Origin of the sequence: Streptomyces lanatus (assembly GCF_014655715.1) — a bacterium.
Taxonomy (GTDB): Bacteria; Actinomycetota; Actinomycetes; order Streptomycetales; family Streptomycetaceae; genus Streptomyces; species Streptomyces lanatus.
Genome location: NZ_BNBM01000012.1, coordinates 55,928 through 75,866, shown reverse-complemented (window position 1 = coordinate 75,866; position 19,939 = coordinate 55,928). Strand labels below are relative to the sequence as shown.

The following is a 19,939-nucleotide window of genomic DNA, read 5'->3' as shown; positions in this document are numbered from 1 at the left end:
GGCGCACCTCAGATTGAACGTCACTCAAACCGAGGCAGCCGAGGGAGCCACCCATGCCGATGGAACAGCGCGGAGTCGACACCATCCCCGAGGAGGAACGCACCAGCGGCCCACGGGACCTCGTCTCGATCCTGCTCGGGTCGAACCTCTGCCTCGGAGTGATCGTCTTCGGCTGGCTGCCGCCGTCCTTCGGCCTGGGCTGGTGGGCGTCGGTGAGCTCGATCGTGGTGGGCACCGTGGTCGGCACGGCCCTCACCGCCCCGCTGGCCCTGATCTCCCTGCGCACGGCGACGAACCTGTCCACGTCATCCGGCGCCCAGTTCGGCGTGCGCGGCCGCCTGGTCGGCTCGGTGGTCGGCCTGCTGCTCGCCCTCGGCTACACCGCCCTGACCGTGTGGATCGGCGGCGATGTGATGGTGGGCGTGCTGGGCCGGCTGTTCGGGATGCCGGCGAGCGGGGTGTCGTACGGCGTGGTGTACGGGCTGCTGGCCGCGGCGACCGTCGCGGGCGCGGTGTACGGCTATCGCGTGCTGCTCGCCATGTCGAGGATCCTCGCGGTCGGCATGACGGCCCTGCTGCTCCTCGGCGTGATCGCCTACGCCCCGCACTTCACGACCGACGCGCTGCCGGAGGCGGGCGGCTATCTGCTGGGCGGGTTCTGGCCGACCTGGCTGCTGGCGGCGGTGGCGGCGGGGCTGTCGGGCCCGATCGCCTTCATCACCCTCCTCGGCGACTACACCCGCTACATCTCACCGGCCCGCCACACCTCCCGCCGGGTACTGCACGCGACCTGGCTCGGCCTGCTGCTGGGGCTGCTGGTCCCCCAGCTCTTCGGCACCTTCACGTCGTACGCGGCACGCGCGGCCCTCGACTACGCCGGTCCCCTGGTCGACGCCTCCCCCGCCTGGTACCTGCTGCCGCTGCTGCTCGCCGCCTCGGCCGGCTCGGTCGGCAACGCGGGTCTGATGCTCTACTCCATGGGCCTCGACCTCGACGCCATCCTGCCGCGCGCCTCCCGCGCCCGCGCCACCTGCACCGTCGCGGTCGTCGCCACGGTCTGTGTCTTCGTCGGCCACTACGCCTCGACCGCTCAGGACGCGATGACGTCCTTCGTGCTGCTGCTGACGGCGATCGGCACCCCATGGGCGGTCATCACCCTGATCGGCTTCGCACGCTGCCATGGCGTCTACGACGCGGACGCCCTCCAGGTCTTCAACCGCCGGGCGCGCGGCGGGATCTACTGGTACCGGGGCGGGTGGAACATCCCGGCGACGGTGGCCTGGGGACTGGGCGCGGCGGTGGGTCTGCTCGCCGTGTCCCTGCCGTCGTACGAGGGGCCGCTGCTGGGGCTGACCGGCGGGGTGGACTGCAGTTTCCTGGTGTCGGGGGTCGTGGGGGGCGTGGTGTACGTGCTGCTGACACTCGGCAAGTCCTCTCAGTCGCACGAAAGGGCCACCACGGACACGGAGTCCGTGGCGGCCCTGACGGTCACGGCCGAGAACTAGCCCAGCTTGTGCATCCACCCGTGCTGGTCGTCGGCCTTGCCCCGCTGAATGTCGAGGAGGGCCTGGCGCAGCTTCAGCGTCACCTCGCCGGGCTCGCCGTCACCCTGGCGCCACTCGGCGCCCGTGCGCTTGACGATGCCGACCGGCGTGATGACGGCGGCCGTACCGCAGGCGAAGACCTCGGTGAGGGTGCCGTTCTCGGAGTCGCGCTGCCACTGGTCGACGGAGACCCGGCCCTCCTCCGCCTCGTAGCCGAGGTCACGGGCGACGGTGAGGAGGGAGTCGCGGGTGACGCCCTCCAGGATGGAGCCGGTGAGGGAGGGGGTGACGATCTTGTCGCCGTACACGAAGTACAGGTTCATGCCGCCGAGCTCCTCGACCCACTTGCGCTCGACCGCGTCGAGGTAGCAGACCTGTGCGCAGCCCTCGGCGGCGGCCTCGGCCTGGGCGAGCAGGGACGCGGCGTAGTTGCCGCCCGTCTTGGCGTCGCCCATGCCGCCGGGCACCGCGCGGACGTGGTCCTCGGAGACCCAGATGGAGACCGGCTTCACACCACCGGGGAAGTAGGCGCCGGCCGGGGAGGCGATGACGATGAAGAGGTACTCGCTGGCCGGCTTGACGCCCAGGCCGACCTCGGTGGCGAACATGAAGGGGCGCAGGTAGAGGGACTCCTCGCCGCCGTGCGCCGGCACCCACGCCTCGTCCTGTCCGACCAGCGCGTCGCACGCCTCGATGAACGTCTCGACCGGCAGCTCCGGCATGCCGAGCCGGCGGGCCGACGCCTGGAAGCGCTTGGCGTTCTTCTCGGGGCGGAAGGAGGCGACGGACCCGTCGGGCTGGCGGTAGGCCTTCAGCCCCTCGAAGATCTCCTGCGCGTAGTGCAGGACCATGGTGGCCGGGTCGAGGGAGAGCGGCGCGTACGGCACGAGCTCGCCGTCGTGCCAGCCGCGGCCCTCGGTCCACTTGATCGTCACCATGTGGTCGGTGAAGTGGCGGCCGAACCCCGGGTTGGCCAGTATCGCCTCGCGCTCGGCGGCGGAGAGCGGGCTGGCTGAGGGCTTGAGCTCGATCGTGGGCGTCGTCATGAGTGGATGTCCTTCACCGGTTTTGATTGTGGCGGGCCGCGCTCACGCCAGTACTGCCAGTGGCCAGTGCTAGGACGTCCGAGCATTCCCTGATTCCGCGGCTCCGCGTTCGATTATCGCAAGCGGAAGCCGTGGAAGAAATCGGCCTGATCGGCGTGATCCGGCGTGTATCGCGACCCAAGGGCTGATGGTGCCACCCGGCGGCGGGCATGGGGAAGCCGCCGGGTACGGAGTGACCCGACGGCTTCGAAAGGATTCGAGTGAGCGGTGGGGGTCCCCCCACGCCGTTAAGGCAGTGGGGGAGGGTCAGCCGGCTACTCGTACGGCCAGCGCGTCGCCGATCTCCGACGTCGAGCGGGCGGGCTTGCCGGTGCGCTCGGCGAGGTCCGCGGAGACGGCCTCGTCGATCCGGGCGGCCTCGGCGTCGTAGCCGAGGTGCCGCAGGAGCAGGGCGACGGACAGGACCGTGGCGGTGGGGTCGGCCTTGCCCTGGCCGGCGATGTCGGGCGCGGAGCCGTGGACCGGCTCGAACATCGACGGGAAGTCGCCGCTCGGGTTGATGTTGCCGCTCGCCGCGACGCCGATGCCGCCGGAGACGGCCGCGGCGAGGTCGGTGATGATGTCGCCGAAGAGGTTGTCGGTGACGATGACGTCGAACCGCTCGGGCTGGGTGACCAGGTAGATGGTCGCGGCGTCGACGTGCATGTACTCGGTGGTGACGTCGGGGAATTCCTCGGCCACCTTGTTGAAGACGTTCGTCCACAGGTGACCGGCGAAGGTCAGCACGTTGTTCTTGTGGATCAGCGCCAGCTTCTTGCGCGGCCGGGCCTGGGCGCGGGCGAACGCGTCACGCACCACGCGCTCGACACCGAAGGCCGTGTTCACGGAGACCTCGGTGGCGACCTCGTGCTCGGTGCCCTTGCGGATGGTGCCGCCGTTGCCGGTGTACGGGCCCTCGGTGCCCTCGCGGACGACGATGAAGTCGATCGACGGCTCGCCCGCCAGCGGGGTGGCGACACCCGGGAGCAGCTTCGACGGACGCAGGTTGACGTGGTGGTCGAAGAGGAAGCGGAGCTTCAGCAGGAAGCCGCGCTCCAGGACACCGGACGGCACCGACGGGTCGCCGATGGCGCCGAGCAGGATCGCGTCGTGCTTCTTCAGCGCGTCGACGTCGGCGTCGGTGAGGGTCTCACCGGTGGCGTGGTAGCGCCGGGCGCCGAAGTCGAACTCCTTGGTCTCCAGCTTCACATCCTGCGGGAGGACGGCGGAGAGGACCTTGAGCCCTTCGGCCACGACTTCCTGCCCGATGCCGTCACCGGGAATCACTGCGAGATTGAGGCTGCGAGACATGTCGGCACCCTACTCCTCGTCCCATGGAATGACATGCGGTGTCCGCCATGCGGACGGCCGGACGGGGGACAGCACTTGCGCTTCGACGGGCGTTCACCCGTATGAGGGGCGGGTGTTGGCCTCTACTGAACCTGCGCTGGGAACTTCTCCCCCATGGACATCCCCGACTTCGGCATCCCGCCCCAGCTCGCCCGCCGAATGAGCATGGCGGAGCAGCACGAGTATCTGCGCACCAAGCTGACCCGGCGCCGCACGCTGGTGACCGCGGGCGCGGTGGCGGGCGGGCTGCTGACGGGCTGCTCGGGGTCGGAGAAGCCGGGGGGCACGGCCGGCACGCGGCCCTCGCCGTCCGTCTCCACCAAGGTGCCGGGCTCCGCCGTCGCCCCCTTCGGCCGTCATCTCGCCTTCGGCGCCGACCCGAAGTCGCAGATGCGGATCTCCTGGCAGGTACCGGCCGCGGTGAAGAAGCCGTTCGTCCGGATCGGTCTGCGGCCCGACGACCTGAGCCGCAGGATCGACGCCGAGATCCGCGATCTGTACACCCCCGGGCTGCAGGGCATCCGCGCGGCGCTGGAGCAGTACTACGTCCACGCGGCACTGGACTCCCTGCGCCCCGGCACGACGTACTACTACGGCGTGGGCCATGACGGCTTCGACCCGGCGGCCCCGGCGAACCGCGCCACGATCGCCTCCTTCCGCACGGCTCCCGCGAGCCCGGAGGCCTTCACCTTCACGGCCTTCGGCGACCAGGGCGTCAGCGAGGCGGCCGCCACCAACGACAAGCTCCTGCTGGGCCAGAACCCCGCCTTCCACCTCCACGCCGGCGACATCTGCTACGCCAACGTCAGGGGGTCGGGCGAGAAGTCGGACGGCTACGACCCCGGCTTCTGGGACGGTTACCTCAAGCAGACCGAGTCGGTGGCCAAGTCGGTGCCCTGGATGGTGACGACCGGCAACCACGACATGGAGGCCTGGTACTCGCCGGACGGCTACGGCGGCCAGCTGGCCCGCTGGTCCCTGCCGGACAGCGGCTTCGACGCCCGTACGGCGCCGGGCGTGTACTCCTTCACCTACGGCAACGTCGGCGTCGTGGCGCTGGACGCGAACGACGTGTCGTACGAGATCCCCGCCAACCAGGGGCACACGGACGGCCGTCAGACCAAGTGGCTGGACGAGCGGCTCGGCGAGCTGCGGGCGGCGAAGGGCGTCGACTTCATCGTCGTCTTCTTCCACCACTGCGCCTACTCGACGTCCTCGCACGCGTCCGACGGGGGTGTGCGGGCCGAGTGGGTGCCGCTGTTCGCCCGGCACCAGGTGGACCTGGTGATCAACGGGCACAACCATGTCTACGAGCGGACGGACGCCATCAAGAACGGCGAGGTCGGCGCGCAGGTGCCCATCGGCGCCTCGACGGACCCGACGCGGGACGGCATCGTGTACGTCACGGCGGGCGGGGGCGGCAAGGAGCTGTACGGCTTTCCCTCGGGCGTCGAGGAGAGCTACGAGGGGCATGTCACCGAGCGGGAGTCGGTCGACACCTTCATGTGGACCAAGTCACGGAACTCAAAGGCGGAGACCGTTCAGTGGTCGCGGGTGCGCTATCGGGGCTTCTCGTTCCTCAGCGTGGCGGCGGAGGGTGGCGCGAAGCCCCGGCTCAAGGTGTCGGCACTGGCGCAGAACGGCGAGCGCATCGACCACTTCGAGGTGCGGCGCGGCAGCTGACCGACCCGGGCGGCGCCTACGCCGCCTGGTGGCCGGTGGCCCCGCCGTTGTCCCTGCGGTCGAGGGCGCGCTGGAGGGCGGCCGCGGCGTTCTTGCGGTCGGACTCGCTCGTACGGGAGAGGTGACGGACTCGACGGCGGGCGGTCGTCTCGGCCATGGGAAATCGACTCCTTCGACAATCCGGGAGTGCACAGAGGGGTTTCGAGACTCCCCCACTGCCTTAAAGGCGTGGGAGGTACCCCCACGGTGGGGCGAGGAGCGTGGCCGCAGGGGTTGCCTGCACGGGGCCCGGCTCACGACCGCCATTCGCTTGATCGAGCGAGACGTTCGGCTTCTACAAAGCTAAGGGAGGACGCCGCGTCTGTCTCCACAATTACTCGGACTTCCTACTATCTGAGACGGTGGAGTGGGTCACACACCACTGACCTGCGCCTTTTACCTCAGCCCGGTCACAGCACATCCCCGTCCCGCCAGTCGAAGACCAGCTCGAAGGCGGGGTCGAGCGACCCGGCGAGCGCGGTCCGCACGAAGGTGCTGCCCTCCTCGTCGGGGAGGTGCACCACCCCGTCGAGCCCGAGCGCGCAGACCCGCCCGGGCCACACCTCCCAGCCCCGGGCGGTGTACAGCGCCGCCCCCTCGTCGCCGGCGGACAGCATCCCCGCGTCATAGGCCCGGTCGACGATCCGCTCCAGCTCGGCCATGACGCGCCCGCCCAGCCCACCGCGGCGCGCGTCCGGCCGTACGCCGACCGCCTCGACGTACCCGACCCGCAGCCACCGCTCCCGGTGCCGCACCCGCCGCATGATCACCGATCCGTGGGCGGCGAGCCGCCCTGCGGCGTCGTGGACGAGGGCGTGGATGCCGCCGAGTCCGTGCTCGAAGTCCTCCTCGGAGAAATCGCCGTCGAAGGCCTCGTCCAACAGGGCGCGGATCGCGCGCACTTCGGCGGGGGCGAGGTCCGCGGTGTGTGCGGTGCGCACGGTGAAGGCGGATGCGAGGGTAGTCATCGGACCAGTATCGGACCGGGGCGTGGATCGCCCACTCGGCTGATCCTCCGCGCGGCCCGGGACAGACGGTCATGGTGAGGGGAACGGTGAGGTCATGAACGACACCGCGAAAGTGTTCCTGGAGGGCGGCCCGGACGATCTGCCCGAACGGATCGTCCCCACCCCCTCCCCCGGTCCGGACGTGAAGATCGAGCTCCGGAACGGCTACGAGCACTTCCGGCCGACCGGGCGCCGGGCGAACACCCCGGAGGGCGCGCTCCCCGTCTTCGAGTGGTGGGAGCGGACGGAGATGCCGGGCTAGAGCGGCGGCTCACCTCAGCGCCGTCGCCACCGCCTCCCGGAAGCCCTTCGGGTCCTCCACCCACGGCAGGTGCCCGGCGTCCGGCAGGATCACCCGGTCCGCCCTCGGCAGCGCCCGCTCCAGCGAGTCCACCGCCGAGCGCGGCCGGATGTCCCGGGCGCCGTCGACGATGAGCACGGGCAGGTCGAGGGCCCGGCAGGCGGCGTACAGCCCGGGCCTGCGGCGGTTCTCGGCGTTCAGGGCGACGTTGCACTCGGTGTTGATGCCGAACCACGGGTCGGCCATCCGCCCGGCGTGGTCCAGCGCCCGCGCCCGGTCCTCGAACTCGGCGGACCACTGGAGCACCGCCCGCTCCCGGTCGCCCTCGGGCAACTCCCGCCAGCGGGCCAGCCGTTCGGGGTCCTCACCCAGCCGCGCGACGAGGTTCTCCTCGTATGCCGGGCGCCACTCGTCGACCGGCCCGATACCCGTCCCGGCCACGTACACCAGGGTGCTCACCCGCTCCGGATGCGCCAGCGCGTAGGCGAGCGCGAGTTGCGCCCCCCAGGAGTGCCCGAGCAGCGCCATCCGCTCCAGCCCGAAGTGCTGTCGTACGGCGTCGAGATCGGCCACGAACCGGTCCGTCGTCCACGGGCCCGCGCACCGCTCCGAGCGCCCGCATCCGCGCTGGTCCCAGCGGACCACCGTGGTCAGTTCGCCGAGCATCTCCGCGACGTCCTCGAACATGTCCCACAGGCCGGGCCCGCCGTGGCACAGCACCAGCGGCTCGCCCTGCCCCGATGCGCTCGCCCACAGTCGTACGCCGTCGTCCGCAGTCACCGTCATGGCCGTATTGTCGCAACACGGCAAAGGCCGGGTCCGTCAAGACCCGGCCCTTTGCGCTGAGTTGGCGAGTGTCAGCCCATGTGGGGGTACGTGTAGTCGGTCGGCGGGACCAGCGTCTCCTTGATGGCGCGGGTCAGGGTCCAGCGCATCAGGTTCTGCGGGGCGCCGGCCTTGTCGTTGGTGCCGGAGGCGCGGCCGCCACCGAAGGGCTGCTGGCCGACGACGGCGCCGGTCGACTTGTCGTTGATGTAGAAGTTGCCGGCGGCGTAGCGCAGCTTGTCCATGGTGTGGGCGGCCGCCGCGCGGTCACCGGCGATGACGGAGCCGGTCAGGGCGTAGGCCGACACCGACTCCATCTGCTCCAGCATCTCGTCGTACTTGTCGTCCTCGTAGACGTGCACGGCGAGGAACGGGCCGAAGTACTCGGTCGTGAAGACCTCGTTCGCCGGGTCGGAGCACTCCACGACGGTCGGGCGGACGAAGTAGCCGACGGAGTCGTCGTAGGAGCCGCCCGCGACGATCGTGCAGGTCGGGTCGGACTTGGCGCGGTCGATCGCGGCCTTGTTCTTGGCGAAGGCACGGTCGTCGATGACGGCGCCGACGAAGTTCGACAGGTCGGTGACATCGCCCATGGTGATGTAGTCGACCTCGGCCGCGAACTCCTCCTTGAAGCCGGAGTTCCAGATCGACGCCGGGATGTACGCCCGGGAGGTCGCCGAGCACTTCTGGCCCTGGAACTCGAAGGCACCGCGGGTCAGCGCCGTCTTCAGGATGGCCTTGTCGGCGCTCGGGTGGGCGACGACGAAGTCCTTGCCGCCGGTCTCGCCGACGATGCGCGGGTAGGAGCGGTACTTCTCGATGTTGTTGCCGACCGTCTTCCACAGGTACTGGAAGGTCTTGGTCGAGCCGGTGAAGTGGATACCGGCGAGGTCGCGGTGCTCCAGGGCGACCTTGGAGACCTCGATGCCGTCGCCGGTGACGAGGTTGATGACGCCCTTGGGCAGCCCGGCCTCCTCGAGCAGCTGCATGAGGAGTACGGCGGCGTGGGTCTGCGTCGGGGACGGCTTCCAGACGACGACGTTGCCCATCAGCGCGGGCGCGGTGGGGAGGTTGCCCGCGATCGCCGTGAAGTTGAACGGCGTGATCGCGTAGACGAAGCCCTCCAGCGGGCGGTGGTCGAGACGGTTCCACACACCCGGGGAGTTGGCGACCGGCTGCTCGGCGAGCAGGTCACGGGCGTACTTGACGTTGAAGCGCCAGAAGTCGATCAGCTCACAGGGGCAGTCGATCTCGGCCTGCTGGGCGGTCTTGGACTGCCCCAGCATGGTGGAGGCGGCCAGCGTCTCGCGCCACGGGCCGGACAGCAGCTCGGCCGCGCGCAGGATGATCGCGGCACGGTCGTCGAAGGACATCGCACGCCAGGCCGGCGCGGCGGCGAGGGCCGCGTCGATGGCGTCCTGGGCGTCCTGCTGGGTGGCGTTGCCGTAGGTGCCGAGGCGGGCCTTGTGGTTGTGCGGCTGCACGACATCGAAGCGCTCACCGCCGCCCAGCCGCTTCTCGCCGCCGATGGTCATCGGCAGGTCGATGGGGTTCTCGGCGAGCTCCTTGAGCTTGACCTCAAGACGGGCACGCTCGGGAGAGCCGGGGGCGTAGCCGTGCACCGGCTCGTTGACGGGGGTGGGGACCTGGGTCACAGCGTCCATGAGATCCGTAACTCCTTGAACTTGAGCGGGTGTTGGGGCTCAGCCCTTGCTGAGGATGCTTCGGGCGAAGAAACGCAGGTTCGCCGGCTTCTCCGCGAGCCGCCGCATGAAATATCCGTACCAGTCGGTGCCGTACGCCGTGTAGACGCGCATCCGATGGCCCTCGGCGGCCAGTCGCAGATGTTCGTCGCTCCTGATGCCGTACAGCATCTGGAACTCGTACTCGTCGAGCTTGCGGCCGGCACGCCGGGCGAGTTCCTGGGCGATGGAGATCAGGCGGGGGTCGTGGGAGCCGATCATCGGGTACCCGGCGCCCTCCATCAGAATCCTCAGGACCCGGACGTATGCCTTGTCGATCTCGTGTTTCTGCTGGTAGGCGACCTCGGCGGGCTCCTTGTAGGCGCCCTTGACGATCCGCACCCGGCTGCCGGCGTCGGCGAGGCGGCGGGCGTCGTTCTCGGTGCGGAAGAGGTAGGCCTGGATGACGCAGCCGGTCTGCGGGAAGTCCTTCCGCAGCTCCTCGTGGATGGCGAACATCGAGTCGAGGGTGGTGTGGTCCTCGGCGTCGAGGGTGACGGTGGTGCCGATCTCGGCGGCGGCCTCGACGACGGGCCGGACGTTGGCGAGCGCGAGCTCATGGCCGCCGTCCAGCGCCTGTCCGAACATGGACAGCTTGACGGACATCTCGACGCTGTCGCCCAGGCCGAGCTCACGCAGCCGGTCGATGAGCGCCAGGTAGGCGTCGCGGGCGGCCGCCGCCTGCTCGGGGGTGGTGATGTCCTCGCCGACGACGTCCATCGTCAGCTCCAGGCCCTTGGCCGTGAGCTCCTTGATGATCGGCACGATGTCGCCGACGGTCTCACCGGGGATGAAGCGGTCGACGACCTGCTTGGTCACCGGGGCCGCCGAGATCAGGCGTCGCATCCGGTCGCTGCGCGACGCGGCAAGAATCACGGGACCCAGCACGGGGCACCTCCACAAACCAGCAGATAGAACCACCGTGAAACCTAAGGATCCCCCCGATCCTCGACCATCGACAGCTGTCACGCATCCGTGCCACAGATCTCAGACAGATGTATGAAGGGCCTGCGAAAATGCGGGAGAATGGCGGAGTGACGGCGGACTACAAAGGCGATTACCAGGAGCTGGTCGACGAGATCTCGGAGCTCCTCGGCGCCCCCGCGACCCTGGAGAACCGGGACTTCGAGCTGATCGCCTTCGGTGCCTACGACAGTGAGGGCGACCTCGACGCCTCCTCCCTGGACCCGGTGCGCACCCGCTCGATCCTGACGCGGCGTTCCACGTCCGCCGTCCGCACCTGGTTCGAGGGCTTCGGCATCACCCGCGCGACCGGACCGGTGCGGATCCCGCGCACCCCGGAGGCGGGGGTGTATCGCGGACGAATCTGCCTGCCGGTACGCCATAGGGGTGTCGTGCTGGGCTATGTCTGGCTCCTCGACGACGATCCGGGTCCCACGGACCGGCAGCTGACGGCGGCCATGGAGGTGACCGCCCGGATCGGCGCCCTCCTCGCGGACGAGGCGCAGCACGGCGCGGACCTCAGCCGGGAGCTGCGGGCCGCGCTGACCGCCGAGCGCGGCTGGCAGGGCGACGCGGCGGTCGCCGAGCTGCGCACCGCGCTGGGCGCACGCGCCGACGGCGTCCATACGGTGGTCTGCGTGGCCCCCTGGCCGTCGGCCGACCCGGACGAGGCCCCGTCGGTGCGGACGGTGCCGCACGCCACCGCGCTGTGCACGGTCCCGTGGGGCACGACGGGCCAGAGCCTCGCCGCACTGGTCCGGCTGCGCTCACCCGAGGTGCGTACGGCGGCGCTGGCTGCGGCTACCCGGCTGCTGAAGGAGAGCCCGGCGGGGATTCGGGTGGCCGCCGGACTCGGCGAACCGCGCACCGGCCTCGCCGACCTCGGCACCGGCTGGCGGGAGGCGTCGGCGGCGGCCCGCGCCGCCCTGGCGGAACCGCGGTTCGGCCCGGTGGCCGAGTGGTCCCGCATCGGCCCGTACCGCCTGCTGACCTCCCTGGCCCCGGAGACGGTCCACGACCCGGCGGTCACCCCGCTCCTCGCCCCCGCCCACCGCGATCTCGCCCGCACCGCCGAGGTCTACCTCGACTGCGCGGGCCAGGCGGGCCGCACCGCCGCCGAGCTGGGCATCCACCGCCAGACCCTGTACTACCGCCTGTCCCGGGTCGAGCAGCTCACGGGCCTGGATCTGGACGACGGGGAGGACCGGCTGCTGCTGCACATGGCCTTGAAGGGGGCGCGGCTCTAGTCGCTACCCGGCCGTGGGCTCCGAGCGGTCGGCCCTGCCCTGCCAGTGGGTGACGTTGTCCCGGATGAGGCGCAGGTCCTCGTCGTCGAAGCCCAGGGGCCGCAGATCGTGGTCGAGCAGCCCGGCGTACGCGGCGGCGGCTCCAGCCGCGTCCCCCGCTTTCCCGCGCAGTACGGCGACGAACCAACGGGTGGTGAGGACATCGGGGTCGCCAGGGCCGAGGCGGCGTTCCATCTCCTCCAGCCGCGCCTCGTAGGCGGGGAGGGTGCCGGGGTGGTCGGGGCAGAGCACGGGGTACTGGCTGGTGCGCGCCTCGACGGAAGCGGCGGCGGCGCCCGGCGCGTCCCCCGCCGTCTCGCGCCAATGGGCGAGGCTGTCGCGGGTGGCGAGCGTGGCGGCGTGGTGGGGGCCCAGGGCGCGTTCGTAGTCGGCGCTCAGTTCGGCGAAGGCTGCGGCGGCTCCGTCCACGTCCCCCGACTCCCCCTGCAGCCAGGCGAGTTCGTACCGCGTGTCCAGGACTTCGGGGTCGTCGGGTCCGAAGGCCCGTTCCTGGTCGGCGAGCAGTTCACGGAACGCCGCGATGCCTCCCGCCACATCACCCGACCTCGCCCGGAGCCAGGCGAGGTTGTGCCGGATGCCGAGGGTGCCGCGGTCGTCCGCGCCCGCCACCCGCTCCACGTCGACGAGCAGTTCCTCCAGAACGGCCACAGCTCCGGCGAAGTCCTGCGCCTCGCTCAGCAAGTGGGCGACATGGGCCCGGGCGGAGAGGGTCTCGGCGTCGTCGGCGCCCTTCTCCCGCTCCAGGTCCGCGATCTTCCCCTGCCAGTCGGCCGCGACCGAGGTGAGCACCTCCGGCTGCTTCGCCAACTCGCCGGGCGTCTTCAGAGAGGCGAGCCAGTCCGGCAGGTCCGCGCGCTGGTGGCGGCTCGTCTGTGGCAGGAGGTCCTCGACGAAGTGGACGCGCCAACTGTGGTGGGCCTTGCGGTACAGGACGTCCTCGTCGGTCCACATGAAGGGCCCGTACGAGGGTGCCAGCACCTCTTCGCGCATGCGCTGGACGTAGAACTGGACGAACGGAACGCGCATCGCGGTGGTCATCAGGCGGCTCGCGGCGTCGTCGTCGCCGCGCCGGAACGAGATGTCCGACAGGACCGCGATCGCGGAGTAGTAGGCCTCACAGGCCTCGGTCGCGCGCCGCGCGCTGTGCCAGGCGGTGAGTCCGAGCTGCGCCTTCCACTGAAGGCGCTTCAGGACGCCGAGAATGCCGGTGGGACGCTCGTTCAGCATGAGCCAGGTGCCCAGGAAGTAGTTGAAGCAGCTGGTGAACGTCGCCGCGTCGGCCGTGAGTTCCTCGTTCTCCTCGGCGGAGATCCCCAGCAGGGGGGCGATCTGCTGCGAGAGCAGAGCGGTCGTCGTGCGGTTCTCCGCGGGAAGCAGGTCCCCGTTGTCGATGTGCGCCAGTTCGTGGGCGAGGGCGAAGGCGGTCGCCGCGTCGTAGAAGTCCCGCGGTCCCCGCCCGTGCGACCACTTCCCGGGTCCGGCGGGGTGCGTCATCGCGAGGTTGAGCATGCCCATGGGCACGGGCCCTTCACCGGCGCCTTCCAGGTCACGGATGTACCTGCTGATGCTCAGTGCGAGCGACTCCTGGGCGTGCATCGTGGCCGCCTCCCATCCCTTGGGGAGTGCCTTGGCCATGTAGGGGTGCGCGCCGTTCAGTCCCCAGGCGATCTCGCCGGTCAGCTGGACCGCGATCGGGGAGATGCCGATGAGATACCCGGTGGCCTCTCCGGGGTTCTCGAAGACACGCGACTCCACCGCGGCCGAGGGAAGGGCGAACGCCTCCACGGAGCCCGCCAGCGCTTCCGCCCGCTCGCGCTCCTCCGGCGGGAACGTCCCCAGCAGCCCGTCCAGGACCCGCCGGACCTGGGGTTGGGTGTGGGCGAAGTGCGCTTCCCACGCCCGGTCCGGATCGTCCTCGCCGCTGAGCCTGCGAAGGTAGGAGTAGTCCGCGAACGCCATGCTCATCTCGCGCGCCTCGGCCGCGAGCGCCGGATTCTGATACCGGTCGAAGAGGATGCTGCGCCCCGGGTCACGTCCCTCGTCAGGCATTGCCGGACCCGCCGGTGCCCGCCCCGTCACCGCCCCGTGCCGGGAGGGCGTTGCCGACGATGTCCGCGAGGCCGGCCCCGTCGCGGACGGTCACCTCACCGGACTTGGAGCGCACGACGACCACACCGCGGGGCAGCGCCGGGTCCTGGCGGATGGTCATCTGCCTGCCGATCGCGTCGACGACGACGCCCTTGCTCCACGCCTTGCGCAGGGTGTTGATCAGATAGGCGAGGGCATGCGTCGCCACCGAGCCGATCAGCAGCACGTCCCCGAGCGGAACGGTCCCGCGCGCGTCGACGCCCTTGCCCACACTGTCGGCCGCGGCGAACGCCTCCAGGGCGGCGGCGCGCGACTCGGGATCGCCGGGAGCGAAGACGTTCACCCTGATCCGCTCGGTTTCCACCACGTCCACCCGACCCCCGTTGAGCGCGCGAGCAAAGCCAACTCGACTGTAGCCCGGATCACTTCGGGACGTCCGCCGAGATCGCGGACCCGAGCACACGCGGAGCACACCCGGAGCACACCCAAACCGATTACTGGAAACGATTGTCATCATGCTACGGTCACAGCAACCGCTCTCTTGACCTCCCCTTTACCCGTCCTGTGACCCGGAGGGTCCCGTGCGCCTGCCCGCCCGCCGTCTGCTCCCCGCCACCGCCCTCACCGCGGCCTCCACCCTGCTCACCGGCTGCTTCTCCGGCGCGGAGTCCGCCACGGACGCGGAGGAGGGCGGCAAGCGTGTCCGCGTCGCGATGATGCAGCCCCCGCGCTCCGGGCTGTCCCCGCTCACCGACGACGCGTTCAAGCTGTCCCGCTGGTCCACCGCCGAGACCCTCGTGCGGCTCGACGAGGACGGCGACGCCCGTCCGGCGCTGGCCGCGAAGTGGCAGCAGTCCGGCCGGACCTGGACCTTCGAGATACGCGACGGCGTCACCTTCCACGACGGCACGAAGCTGGACGCCGACGCCGTGGTCCGCTCCCTCACCAAGGCGGCCACGGCCTCCCCCAAGCCCCGCATCCTCGACGGCGTCGACCTGACCGCGAAGGCCGCCGACACCGGCACGGTCACCGTCACCACGGCCACCGAGGACCCCCTGGTCCCGCAGCGCCTCAGCTCCCCCCAGCTGTCGATCCTGGCGGCGAAGGCCTACCAGGGGAAGACGGTGAACCCCGTCGGCGCCGGCACCGGCCCCTTCGAGCTCACGAAGGTCAACGGCACCGCCTCCGCCACCCTCGACCGCTACGAGGCCTACTGGGGCGGCAAGGCCAAGGCCCCCGGCATCGACGTGAAGTTCGTCCCCGACGGCACGGCCCGCGCGGCGGCGCTGCGCAGCGGCGAGGCGGACATCGTGGAGGCGATCCCGGTCTCGCAGGCCGCCGTCCTCGACCAGGACCTGATCACCGAGGTCCCGATGCCGCGCACCAACACGCTGTACCTGAACACCGCGAAGGGCGCCTTCAAGGACGCCTCGCTGCGGGCGGCGGCCCGCGAGGCGATCGACGCCGAGGCGATCGTGAAGGGCGTGTACGAGGGCCGCGCGGATGTCGCCGAGGGGCTGCTCGGCCCGGCGCTGCCGTGGGCGGCGGAGCTGCGCGAGCCGGTCGCACGGAACGCGGAAGCCGGTGACCCGACCGGCAAGGCGATCACCATCGGGACGTACACGGACCGCTCGGAGATGCCGGAGGTCGCGGCGACGCTGCAACAGCAGCTCCAGAAGGCCGGGTTCAAGGTGAAGCTCGACGTCCGCGAGTACAGCAACATCGAGGCGGACGCCCTCGCGGGCCGGTTCGACGCGTTCGTCCTGTCCCGCGCCACCGTCCTCGACTCGGGCGACCCGGCCGCGTACCTCTACAGCGACTTCGCCTCCAACGGCACCTTCAACCTGTCCCAGTTCGCGGACAAGGGCGTGGACGAGGCGCTGCGGAAGGCGGGCGACACCAAGGTCGGCGATGACCGCCGCGCGGCGGTCATCGCGGCCGAGGCCGCCGTACTGGCCACCGACGCGGCCGTGCCCATGCTGCACGAGCGGGTGATCCAGGGCGACGCGACCGGTGTCGTGGACGCCGCGCACGACCCGCGCGAGCGCGAACTCGTCACGGTGGACACGTACGTCAAGTGAAGCTCACCGCACACCGGTCAGCCGCCCTGACCCGGATCGTCAGCCTCGTCGCCGTCGTCGCGACGGTCGGCCTGCTCCCCTGGCTCTCCCACCGCGATCCGGCGCTCACCGTCCTGCGCGCCCGTTCCGCCGAGCGGGAGCCGACCGAGGAGGCCCTGTCCGCGATCAGGGCGGACCTCGGCCTGGACGCCGGCCCCCTCGCCCTTCTTCGCGGCTGGGCCGCAGACCTGCTGCACGGCGACCTCGGCACCTCCTGGGTGTCGGGCACGGACGTGCTGCCGTCCGTCGTCGCCGGGCTCCAGGTGTCGCTGGGCCTGATGGGCGCGGCACTCGGCATCGCGGTCGCGCTGGCGGCCGTACTGGTGGCGCCGGTGCTGGTACGGGGCCGGGGCTCGGCAGGCGCCTTCGCCGCGATGCTGGCCGCCGTACCGGAGTTCCTGCTGGCCACGGTCGCGCTGCTGGTGTGCGGGGTGTGGCTGGGGTGGCTGCCGACGGCGGGCTGGGCGGGCCCGGAGTACCTGGTCCTGCCCGCGCTCGCCCTGGGCGTCCCGGCGGGCGGGCTGCTCGGCCGGCTGGTCGCGGACGCGCTGCCCGCAGTCCTCGACGAACGCTGGGTGGAGCTGTGGCGGGGCGCGGGAGTGCGCCGTACGGCGATCTCGGCGGCCGCCCTGAAGCGCGTACTGCCGCCGCTGGTACCGCAGTTCGGGATGGTCGCCGTCGGCCTGACCGGAGGCGCGGTCGCGGTGGAGATGGTCTTCGCGGTACCCGGCATCGGCCGTACCGCCCTCGGCGCGGCCAAGTCCCAGGACCTGCCCCTGCTCCAGGGCTCGGTGCTGGCCCTTCTGCTGCTCGGCCTGCTCACGGGCGGGGTGGCGGTGGCCGTACGGCATCGCCTGCTGGGCCCCGCCCTGCGCGATGCGGGCCTGACGCTGCCGCCACCACGCCCGGTCCGCGCCCACCCGGCGATCCCCCTGACCCTCGCCGCCGTTCTGGCGCTCACCATCGGCTGGGGCCTGCTGCGCGACCCGTACACGCTGAACACGGCCGCCCGCCTCGCCGCCCCCTCCTGGGCGCACCCGCTCGGCACGGACGCCCTCGGCCGCGATGTGCTGGCCCGCCTCGGCCACGGCGCCGCCTCGACGGTCGGCACGGCCGCCGCCATCTGCGCGCTGAGCCTGCTGCTCGCCCTCGCGCTGGGCTTTCTGCCCGGCGTCGCGGCGGGCGCGGCGGACATCGCCAACGCCCTGCCCCCGGTGATCGTCGGCATCCTGGTCGCCGCGGCGACCGGCCCCGGCACCGGCGGCGCGGCCCTCGCCGTGGCCCTGATCTCCTGGCCTGCCCTGTCCGCCCATGCGGCGGCGCTGGTGCAGGAGGTACGGGCGTCGGCGTTCCTGACGGCCCAACGGGCCATGGGCGCGACCCCGTTCTGGATCCTCACCCGCCACGTCCTCCCCTCGGTCGCCGCCCCGGTCGCCCGCCACGCCCTCCTCCGCCTCCCCGGTATAGCCCTCGCCCTGGCCTCCCTGGGCTTCCTGGGCCTGGGCGCCCAGCCGCCCACCCCCGAGTGGGGCCTGCTGCTCGACGAGTCCCGCGCCTACGTCGAACGCGCCCCCTGGGCGGCCCTCGCCCCAGCGGTCGCACTGGCCCTGCTCGCCGGCCTCGCCGTGTCCGGAGCAGCAGCCGCACAGGGACGACGCCGAACACCGAAGGAGACGACCGTTGCCCTCCGCTGACCCACTCCTCACCGTCCGGAACCTGCGCATCGCCTTCGACGGCATCGAGACGATCCGCGGCCTGTCCTTCGACGTCCGCCCACGCGAAGTCCTGGCGATCGTCGGCGAATCGGGCGCGGGCAAGTCCCTGACCGCGCGGGCCCTGCTGGGCATGGTGCCGCGGGGCGCGACGAGGAGCGGCACGATCGAGCCGGACCTCGCAGCGCAACGGGGCCGGCGCATCTCCCTGGTCCCGCAGGACGCCCTGTCCGCCCTCTCCCCCGTGCACCGGGTCGGCGACCAACTCGCCGCCGCCGTACGGTCCGTGGCCCGGGTCCCCCGCAGGGAGGCCCGGCGCCGGGCGGTCGCCGCGCTGGATCGGGTCGGCATCCCGGACGCCGAGCGGCGGGCGCGGGCGTATCCGCACGAGTACTCCGGCGGCATGCGGCAGCGTGCCGTCATCGCCATGGCGACGATCAACGAACCCGACATCGTCGTCGCCGACGAGCCCACCACGGCCCTGGACGAGGAGCACCGCGACCAGGTGCTCCGGGTGCTCGCCGAGCGCAGTGAGGCCGTCGGTGCCGCGCTGGTGCTGGTCACGCACGACATGGAGGTCGTACGGGCCCACGCGGACCGAGTGCTCGTGATGTACGCCGGCCGCCTCACCGAACTCGGCCCGGCGGACGAGGTACTGACCCGCCCCCGCGCCCCCTACACCGCGGGCCTGCTGGCCTCCCTCCCCGAGCACGCACCCCGGGCCCGCCGCCTCCCCTTCCTGCCCGGCACCCCGCCCGCCCCCGGCACCCTCCCGCCGGGCTGCGCGTTCGCGCCCCGCTGCCCGCTCGCCGCGGGCCCCTGCCACGAGACGGAACCAGAGCCCCAACAGGTCGAGGAACGCACACTGGCCTGCCACCACTGGCCCGAACTCCCCCACCCGGCCACGGAGTTGTTCCATGAGTGACGCCGCCCTGCTCGACGTCCGCGACCTGGTGGTCCGCTATGGCGACACGACCGCCGTGGACCACGTCTCCTTCACACTGGCCCCCGGCGAGACCCTGGCCCTCAACGGCCCGTCGGGCTGCGGCAAGTCCTCGACCGCCCTGGCGGTCCTCCAGCTACGCCGCCCCGACTCCGGCGAAGTCCGCTTCGAGGGGAGGGAGTTGACGACCCTCACCGAGTCCGAACTACGGCCGGTTCGCCCGCGCATGCAACCGGTCTTCCAGGACCCGTACGGCTCCCTCAGCCCCCGCCACCGCATCCGCGACGCGGTGGCGGAACCCCTGCGCATCCAGGGGCAACGCCCCACGCGCACCCAGATCGCCGAACTCCTCGACCGGGTCGGCCTGGACCCGTCGTACGGCGACCGCCGCCCCCACGAACTCTCCGGCGGCCAGTGCCAACGCGTCGGCATCGCCCGCGCGCTGGCCTCGGAGCCCCGCCTGCTGGTCCTGGACGAACCGGTGTCGTCCCTTGACCCGTCGGTCCGGGCCGGCGTGCTGAACCTGCTCGCCGACCTCCAGGACGACCTCGGGCTCGGCTACCTGTTCATCTGCCACGACCGGGCGGTCGTACGGCATTTCGCGCATCGGGTGATCGAGATGCGGGACGGCCGGATCAGCTCCGGTTGACGTCCTCGATGACCCGGCGCAATCCCTCGGTGAGCTGCTCTGCGCCGGGCGCGGTCTTCGGGTCGAAGGTCCACTGGGCGATGAGGCCCGTCATCAGGGTGTTGTAGAGCTGCCCGATGGAGTCCACGTCCTCCTCTGCGACGTCCTCCTCCCGGCCCCCCGAGAACAGCGGGATGATCCCTCGGGCGGCTTCGCGCTGTGCCCGTGCCAAGTGGTCGCGCACATCTGGCAATTGATCACCCATGGCGATGATCTCGACGCTGAGATGCCAGATGGAGCCGGGCTCCCGCATGGTGCGGATGATGCTCGACCAGACCTCATGGAAACGATCGAGCGAACCCGGCGCGGTACCGAAGGCGTCGGACAGTTCCCAGTCGTCGGACACCTCGCCCACCAGGGCGATATAGGCCTCCGCGAGGAGCTTGTCCTTCGAGCCGTAGTGGTAGCCGATCGACGCCAGGTTGGTCCCGGACTCCTTGACGATGTCACGCGCGGTCGTGCGCACGAACCCCTTCGCCAGCAGGCAGCGCTTGGCGCCTTCGAGCAGATCCTCACGGTGTCCCATGACGTCCACCCTACCC

18 protein-coding genes are annotated in these 19,939 nt (G+C 71.3%); 8 read left to right on the top strand and 10 right to left on the bottom strand.

Going from position 1 to position 19,939, the window contains the following annotated elements; translation table 11 throughout:
* The first annotated feature begins 53 nt into the window (after nucleotides 1-53).
* Nucleotides 54-1,505 (top strand): cytosine permease, encoded by a 1,452-nt coding sequence (locus IE325_RS28380; protein ID WP_190072941.1) that lies wholly within the window; start codon nucleotides 54-56, stop codon nucleotides 1,503-1,505.
* Here IE325_RS28380 and IE325_RS28375 read toward each other — a convergent pair.
* Together IE325_RS28375 and IE325_RS28370 are read right to left on the bottom strand one after the other, a co-directional pair.
* A complete protein-coding gene (locus IE325_RS28375; RefSeq protein ID WP_190072940.1) occupies nucleotides 1,502-2,590 on the bottom strand; it encodes a branched-chain amino acid aminotransferase in 1,089 nt (362 codons plus the stop codon). The two genes, IE325_RS28380 and IE325_RS28375, sit on opposite strands and share 4 nt — an antisense overlap.
* 306 nt (nucleotides 2,591-2,896) lie before the next feature.
* A complete protein-coding gene (locus IE325_RS28370; protein WP_190072939.1) occupies nucleotides 2,897-3,940 on the bottom strand; it encodes a 3-isopropylmalate dehydrogenase in 1,044 nt (347 codons plus the stop codon).
* 153 nt (nucleotides 3,941-4,093) lie between these two features.
* On the opposite strand from IE325_RS28370, the gene IE325_RS28365 reads away from it, so the two are divergent.
* Nucleotides 4,094-5,662 carry a purple acid phosphatase family protein gene (locus IE325_RS28365; RefSeq protein ID WP_190072938.1) on the top strand — a complete coding sequence of 523 codons (1,569 nt, stop codon included), beginning with the start codon at nucleotides 4,094-4,096 and terminating at the stop codon, nucleotides 5,660-5,662.
* 16 nt (nucleotides 5,663-5,678) lie between these two features.
* On the opposite strand, the gene IE325_RS28360 is transcribed toward IE325_RS28365, so the two are convergent.
* Nucleotides 5,679-5,819 (bottom strand): hypothetical protein, encoded by a 141-nt coding sequence (locus IE325_RS28360; protein ID WP_107083653.1) that lies wholly within the window; start codon nucleotides 5,817-5,819, stop codon nucleotides 5,679-5,681.
* A gap of 292 nt (nucleotides 5,820-6,111) precedes the next feature.
* Nucleotides 6,112-6,669, bottom strand: a complete 558-nt coding sequence (locus tag IE325_RS28355; RefSeq protein WP_190072937.1) for a GNAT family N-acetyltransferase — start codon at nucleotides 6,667-6,669, stop codon at nucleotides 6,112-6,114.
* A 94-nt stretch (nucleotides 6,670-6,763) separates the two neighbouring features.
* On the opposite strand from IE325_RS28355, the gene IE325_RS28350 reads away from it, so the two are divergent.
* Nucleotides 6,764-6,970 carry a DUF5988 family protein gene (locus IE325_RS28350; RefSeq protein WP_190072936.1) on the top strand — a complete coding sequence of 69 codons (207 nt, stop codon included), beginning with the start codon at nucleotides 6,764-6,766 and terminating at the stop codon, nucleotides 6,968-6,970.
* 9 nt (nucleotides 6,971-6,979) lie between these two features.
* Here the strand turns inward: IE325_RS28350 and IE325_RS28345 are convergent, their stop codons facing one another.
* The 3 genes from IE325_RS28345 to IE325_RS28335 form a co-directional block, all read right to left on the bottom strand.
* Nucleotides 6,980-7,795 carry an alpha/beta fold hydrolase gene (locus IE325_RS28345; RefSeq protein ID WP_190072935.1) on the bottom strand — a complete coding sequence of 272 codons (816 nt, stop codon included), beginning with the start codon at nucleotides 7,793-7,795 and terminating at the stop codon, nucleotides 6,980-6,982.
* 71 nt (nucleotides 7,796-7,866) lie between these two features.
* Nucleotides 7,867-9,498 carry an L-glutamate gamma-semialdehyde dehydrogenase gene (pruA, locus tag IE325_RS28340; RefSeq protein ID WP_190072934.1) on the bottom strand — a complete coding sequence of 544 codons (1,632 nt, stop codon included), beginning with the start codon at nucleotides 9,496-9,498 and terminating at the stop codon, nucleotides 7,867-7,869.
* 39 nt (nucleotides 9,499-9,537) lie between these two features.
* Nucleotides 9,538-10,464 carry a proline dehydrogenase family protein gene (locus IE325_RS28335; RefSeq protein WP_190072933.1) on the bottom strand — a complete coding sequence of 309 codons (927 nt, stop codon included), beginning with the start codon at nucleotides 10,462-10,464 and terminating at the stop codon, nucleotides 9,538-9,540.
* A gap of 128 nt (nucleotides 10,465-10,592) precedes the next feature.
* Here IE325_RS28335 and IE325_RS28330 point away from each other — a divergent pair, with 128 nt between their 5' ends.
* Nucleotides 10,593-11,786 carry a PucR family transcriptional regulator gene (locus tag IE325_RS28330; RefSeq protein ID WP_190072932.1) on the top strand — a complete coding sequence of 398 codons (1,194 nt, stop codon included), beginning with the start codon at nucleotides 10,593-10,595 and terminating at the stop codon, nucleotides 11,784-11,786.
* A gap of 3 nt (nucleotides 11,787-11,789) precedes the next feature.
* On the opposite strand, the gene IE325_RS28325 is transcribed toward IE325_RS28330, so the two are convergent.
* Complete coding sequence (locus tag IE325_RS28325; RefSeq protein WP_190072931.1) at nucleotides 11,790-13,895, bottom strand: tetratricopeptide repeat protein; 2,106 nt, start codon at nucleotides 13,893-13,895, stop codon at nucleotides 11,790-11,792.
* On the bottom strand, nucleotides 13,888-14,307 hold the full coding sequence (locus tag IE325_RS28320; protein WP_190072930.1) for a hypothetical protein: 420 nt from the start codon (nucleotides 14,305-14,307) through the stop codon (nucleotides 13,888-13,890). Before IE325_RS28320 ends, IE325_RS28325 begins: the two co-directional genes overlap by 8 nt.
* 208 nt (nucleotides 14,308-14,515) lie before the next feature.
* On the opposite strand from IE325_RS28320, the gene IE325_RS28315 reads away from it, so the two are divergent.
* From IE325_RS28315 to IE325_RS28300, 4 genes are read left to right on the top strand one after another with little or no spacing between them, the layout of a single operon-like run.
* On the top strand, nucleotides 14,516-16,015 hold the full coding sequence (locus tag IE325_RS28315) for an ABC transporter substrate-binding protein (protein WP_190072929.1): 1,500 nt from the start codon (nucleotides 14,516-14,518) through the stop codon (nucleotides 16,013-16,015).
* Nucleotides 16,012-17,748 (top strand): ABC transporter permease subunit, encoded by a 1,737-nt coding sequence (locus tag IE325_RS28310; RefSeq protein ID WP_190072928.1) that lies wholly within the window; start codon nucleotides 16,012-16,014, stop codon nucleotides 17,746-17,748. The genes IE325_RS28315 and IE325_RS28310 overlap by 4 nt, the downstream gene beginning before the upstream one ends.
* Nucleotides 17,735-18,691 (top strand): ABC transporter ATP-binding protein, encoded by a 957-nt coding sequence (locus IE325_RS28305; protein WP_190072927.1) that lies wholly within the window; start codon nucleotides 17,735-17,737, stop codon nucleotides 18,689-18,691. The genes IE325_RS28310 and IE325_RS28305 overlap by 14 nt, the downstream gene beginning before the upstream one ends.
* On the top strand, nucleotides 18,684-19,358 hold the full coding sequence (locus tag IE325_RS28300) for an ATP-binding cassette domain-containing protein (protein ID WP_190072926.1): 675 nt from the start codon (nucleotides 18,684-18,686) through the stop codon (nucleotides 19,356-19,358). Before IE325_RS28305 ends, IE325_RS28300 begins: the two co-directional genes overlap by 8 nt.
* Here IE325_RS28300 and IE325_RS28295 read toward each other — a convergent pair.
* Nucleotides 19,345-19,923, bottom strand: coding sequence for a TetR/AcrR family transcriptional regulator (locus IE325_RS28295; protein ID WP_190072925.1), 579 nt, complete (start codon nucleotides 19,921-19,923; stop codon nucleotides 19,345-19,347). The genes IE325_RS28300 and IE325_RS28295 overlap by 14 nt on opposite strands.
* Between the last annotated feature and the right edge of the window lie 16 nt (nucleotides 19,924-19,939).

Coding starts and splice junctions, on each gene's coding strand:
- IE325_RS28365 (WP_190072938.1), top strand. CDS start 4,094: ATGGACATCCCCGACTTCGGCATCCCGCCCCAGCTCGCCCGCCGAATG.
- IE325_RS28295 (WP_190072925.1), bottom strand. CDS start 19,923: ATGGGACACCGTGAGGATCTGCTCGAAGGCGCCAAGCGCTGCCTGCTG.
- IE325_RS28375 (WP_190072940.1), bottom strand. CDS start 2,590: ATGACGACGCCCACGATCGAGCTCAAGCCCTCAGCCAGCCCGCTCTCC.
- IE325_RS28330 (WP_190072932.1), top strand. CDS start 10,593: ATGCGGGAGAATGGCGGAGTGACGGCGGACTACAAAGGCGATTACCAG.
- IE325_RS28300 (WP_190072926.1), top strand. CDS start 18,684: ATGAGTGACGCCGCCCTGCTCGACGTCCGCGACCTGGTGGTCCGCTAT.
- IE325_RS28370 (WP_190072939.1), bottom strand. CDS start 3,940: ATGTCTCGCAGCCTCAATCTCGCAGTGATTCCCGGTGACGGCATCGGG.
- IE325_RS28325 (WP_190072931.1), bottom strand. CDS start 13,895: ATGCCTGACGAGGGACGTGACCCGGGGCGCAGCATCCTCTTCGACCGG.
- IE325_RS28360 (WP_107083653.1), bottom strand. CDS start 5,819: ATGGCCGAGACGACCGCCCGCCGTCGAGTCCGTCACCTCTCCCGTACG.
- IE325_RS28355 (WP_190072937.1), bottom strand. CDS start 6,669: ATGACTACCCTCGCATCCGCCTTCACCGTGCGCACCGCACACACCGCG.
- IE325_RS28345 (WP_190072935.1), bottom strand. CDS start 7,795: ATGACGGTGACTGCGGACGACGGCGTACGACTGTGGGCGAGCGCATCG.
- IE325_RS28350 (WP_190072936.1), top strand. CDS start 6,764: ATGAACGACACCGCGAAAGTGTTCCTGGAGGGCGGCCCGGACGATCTG.
- IE325_RS28380 (WP_190072941.1), top strand. CDS start 54: ATGCCGATGGAACAGCGCGGAGTCGACACCATCCCCGAGGAGGAACGC.
- pruA (WP_190072934.1), bottom strand. CDS start 9,498: ATGGACGCTGTGACCCAGGTCCCCACCCCCGTCAACGAGCCGGTGCAC.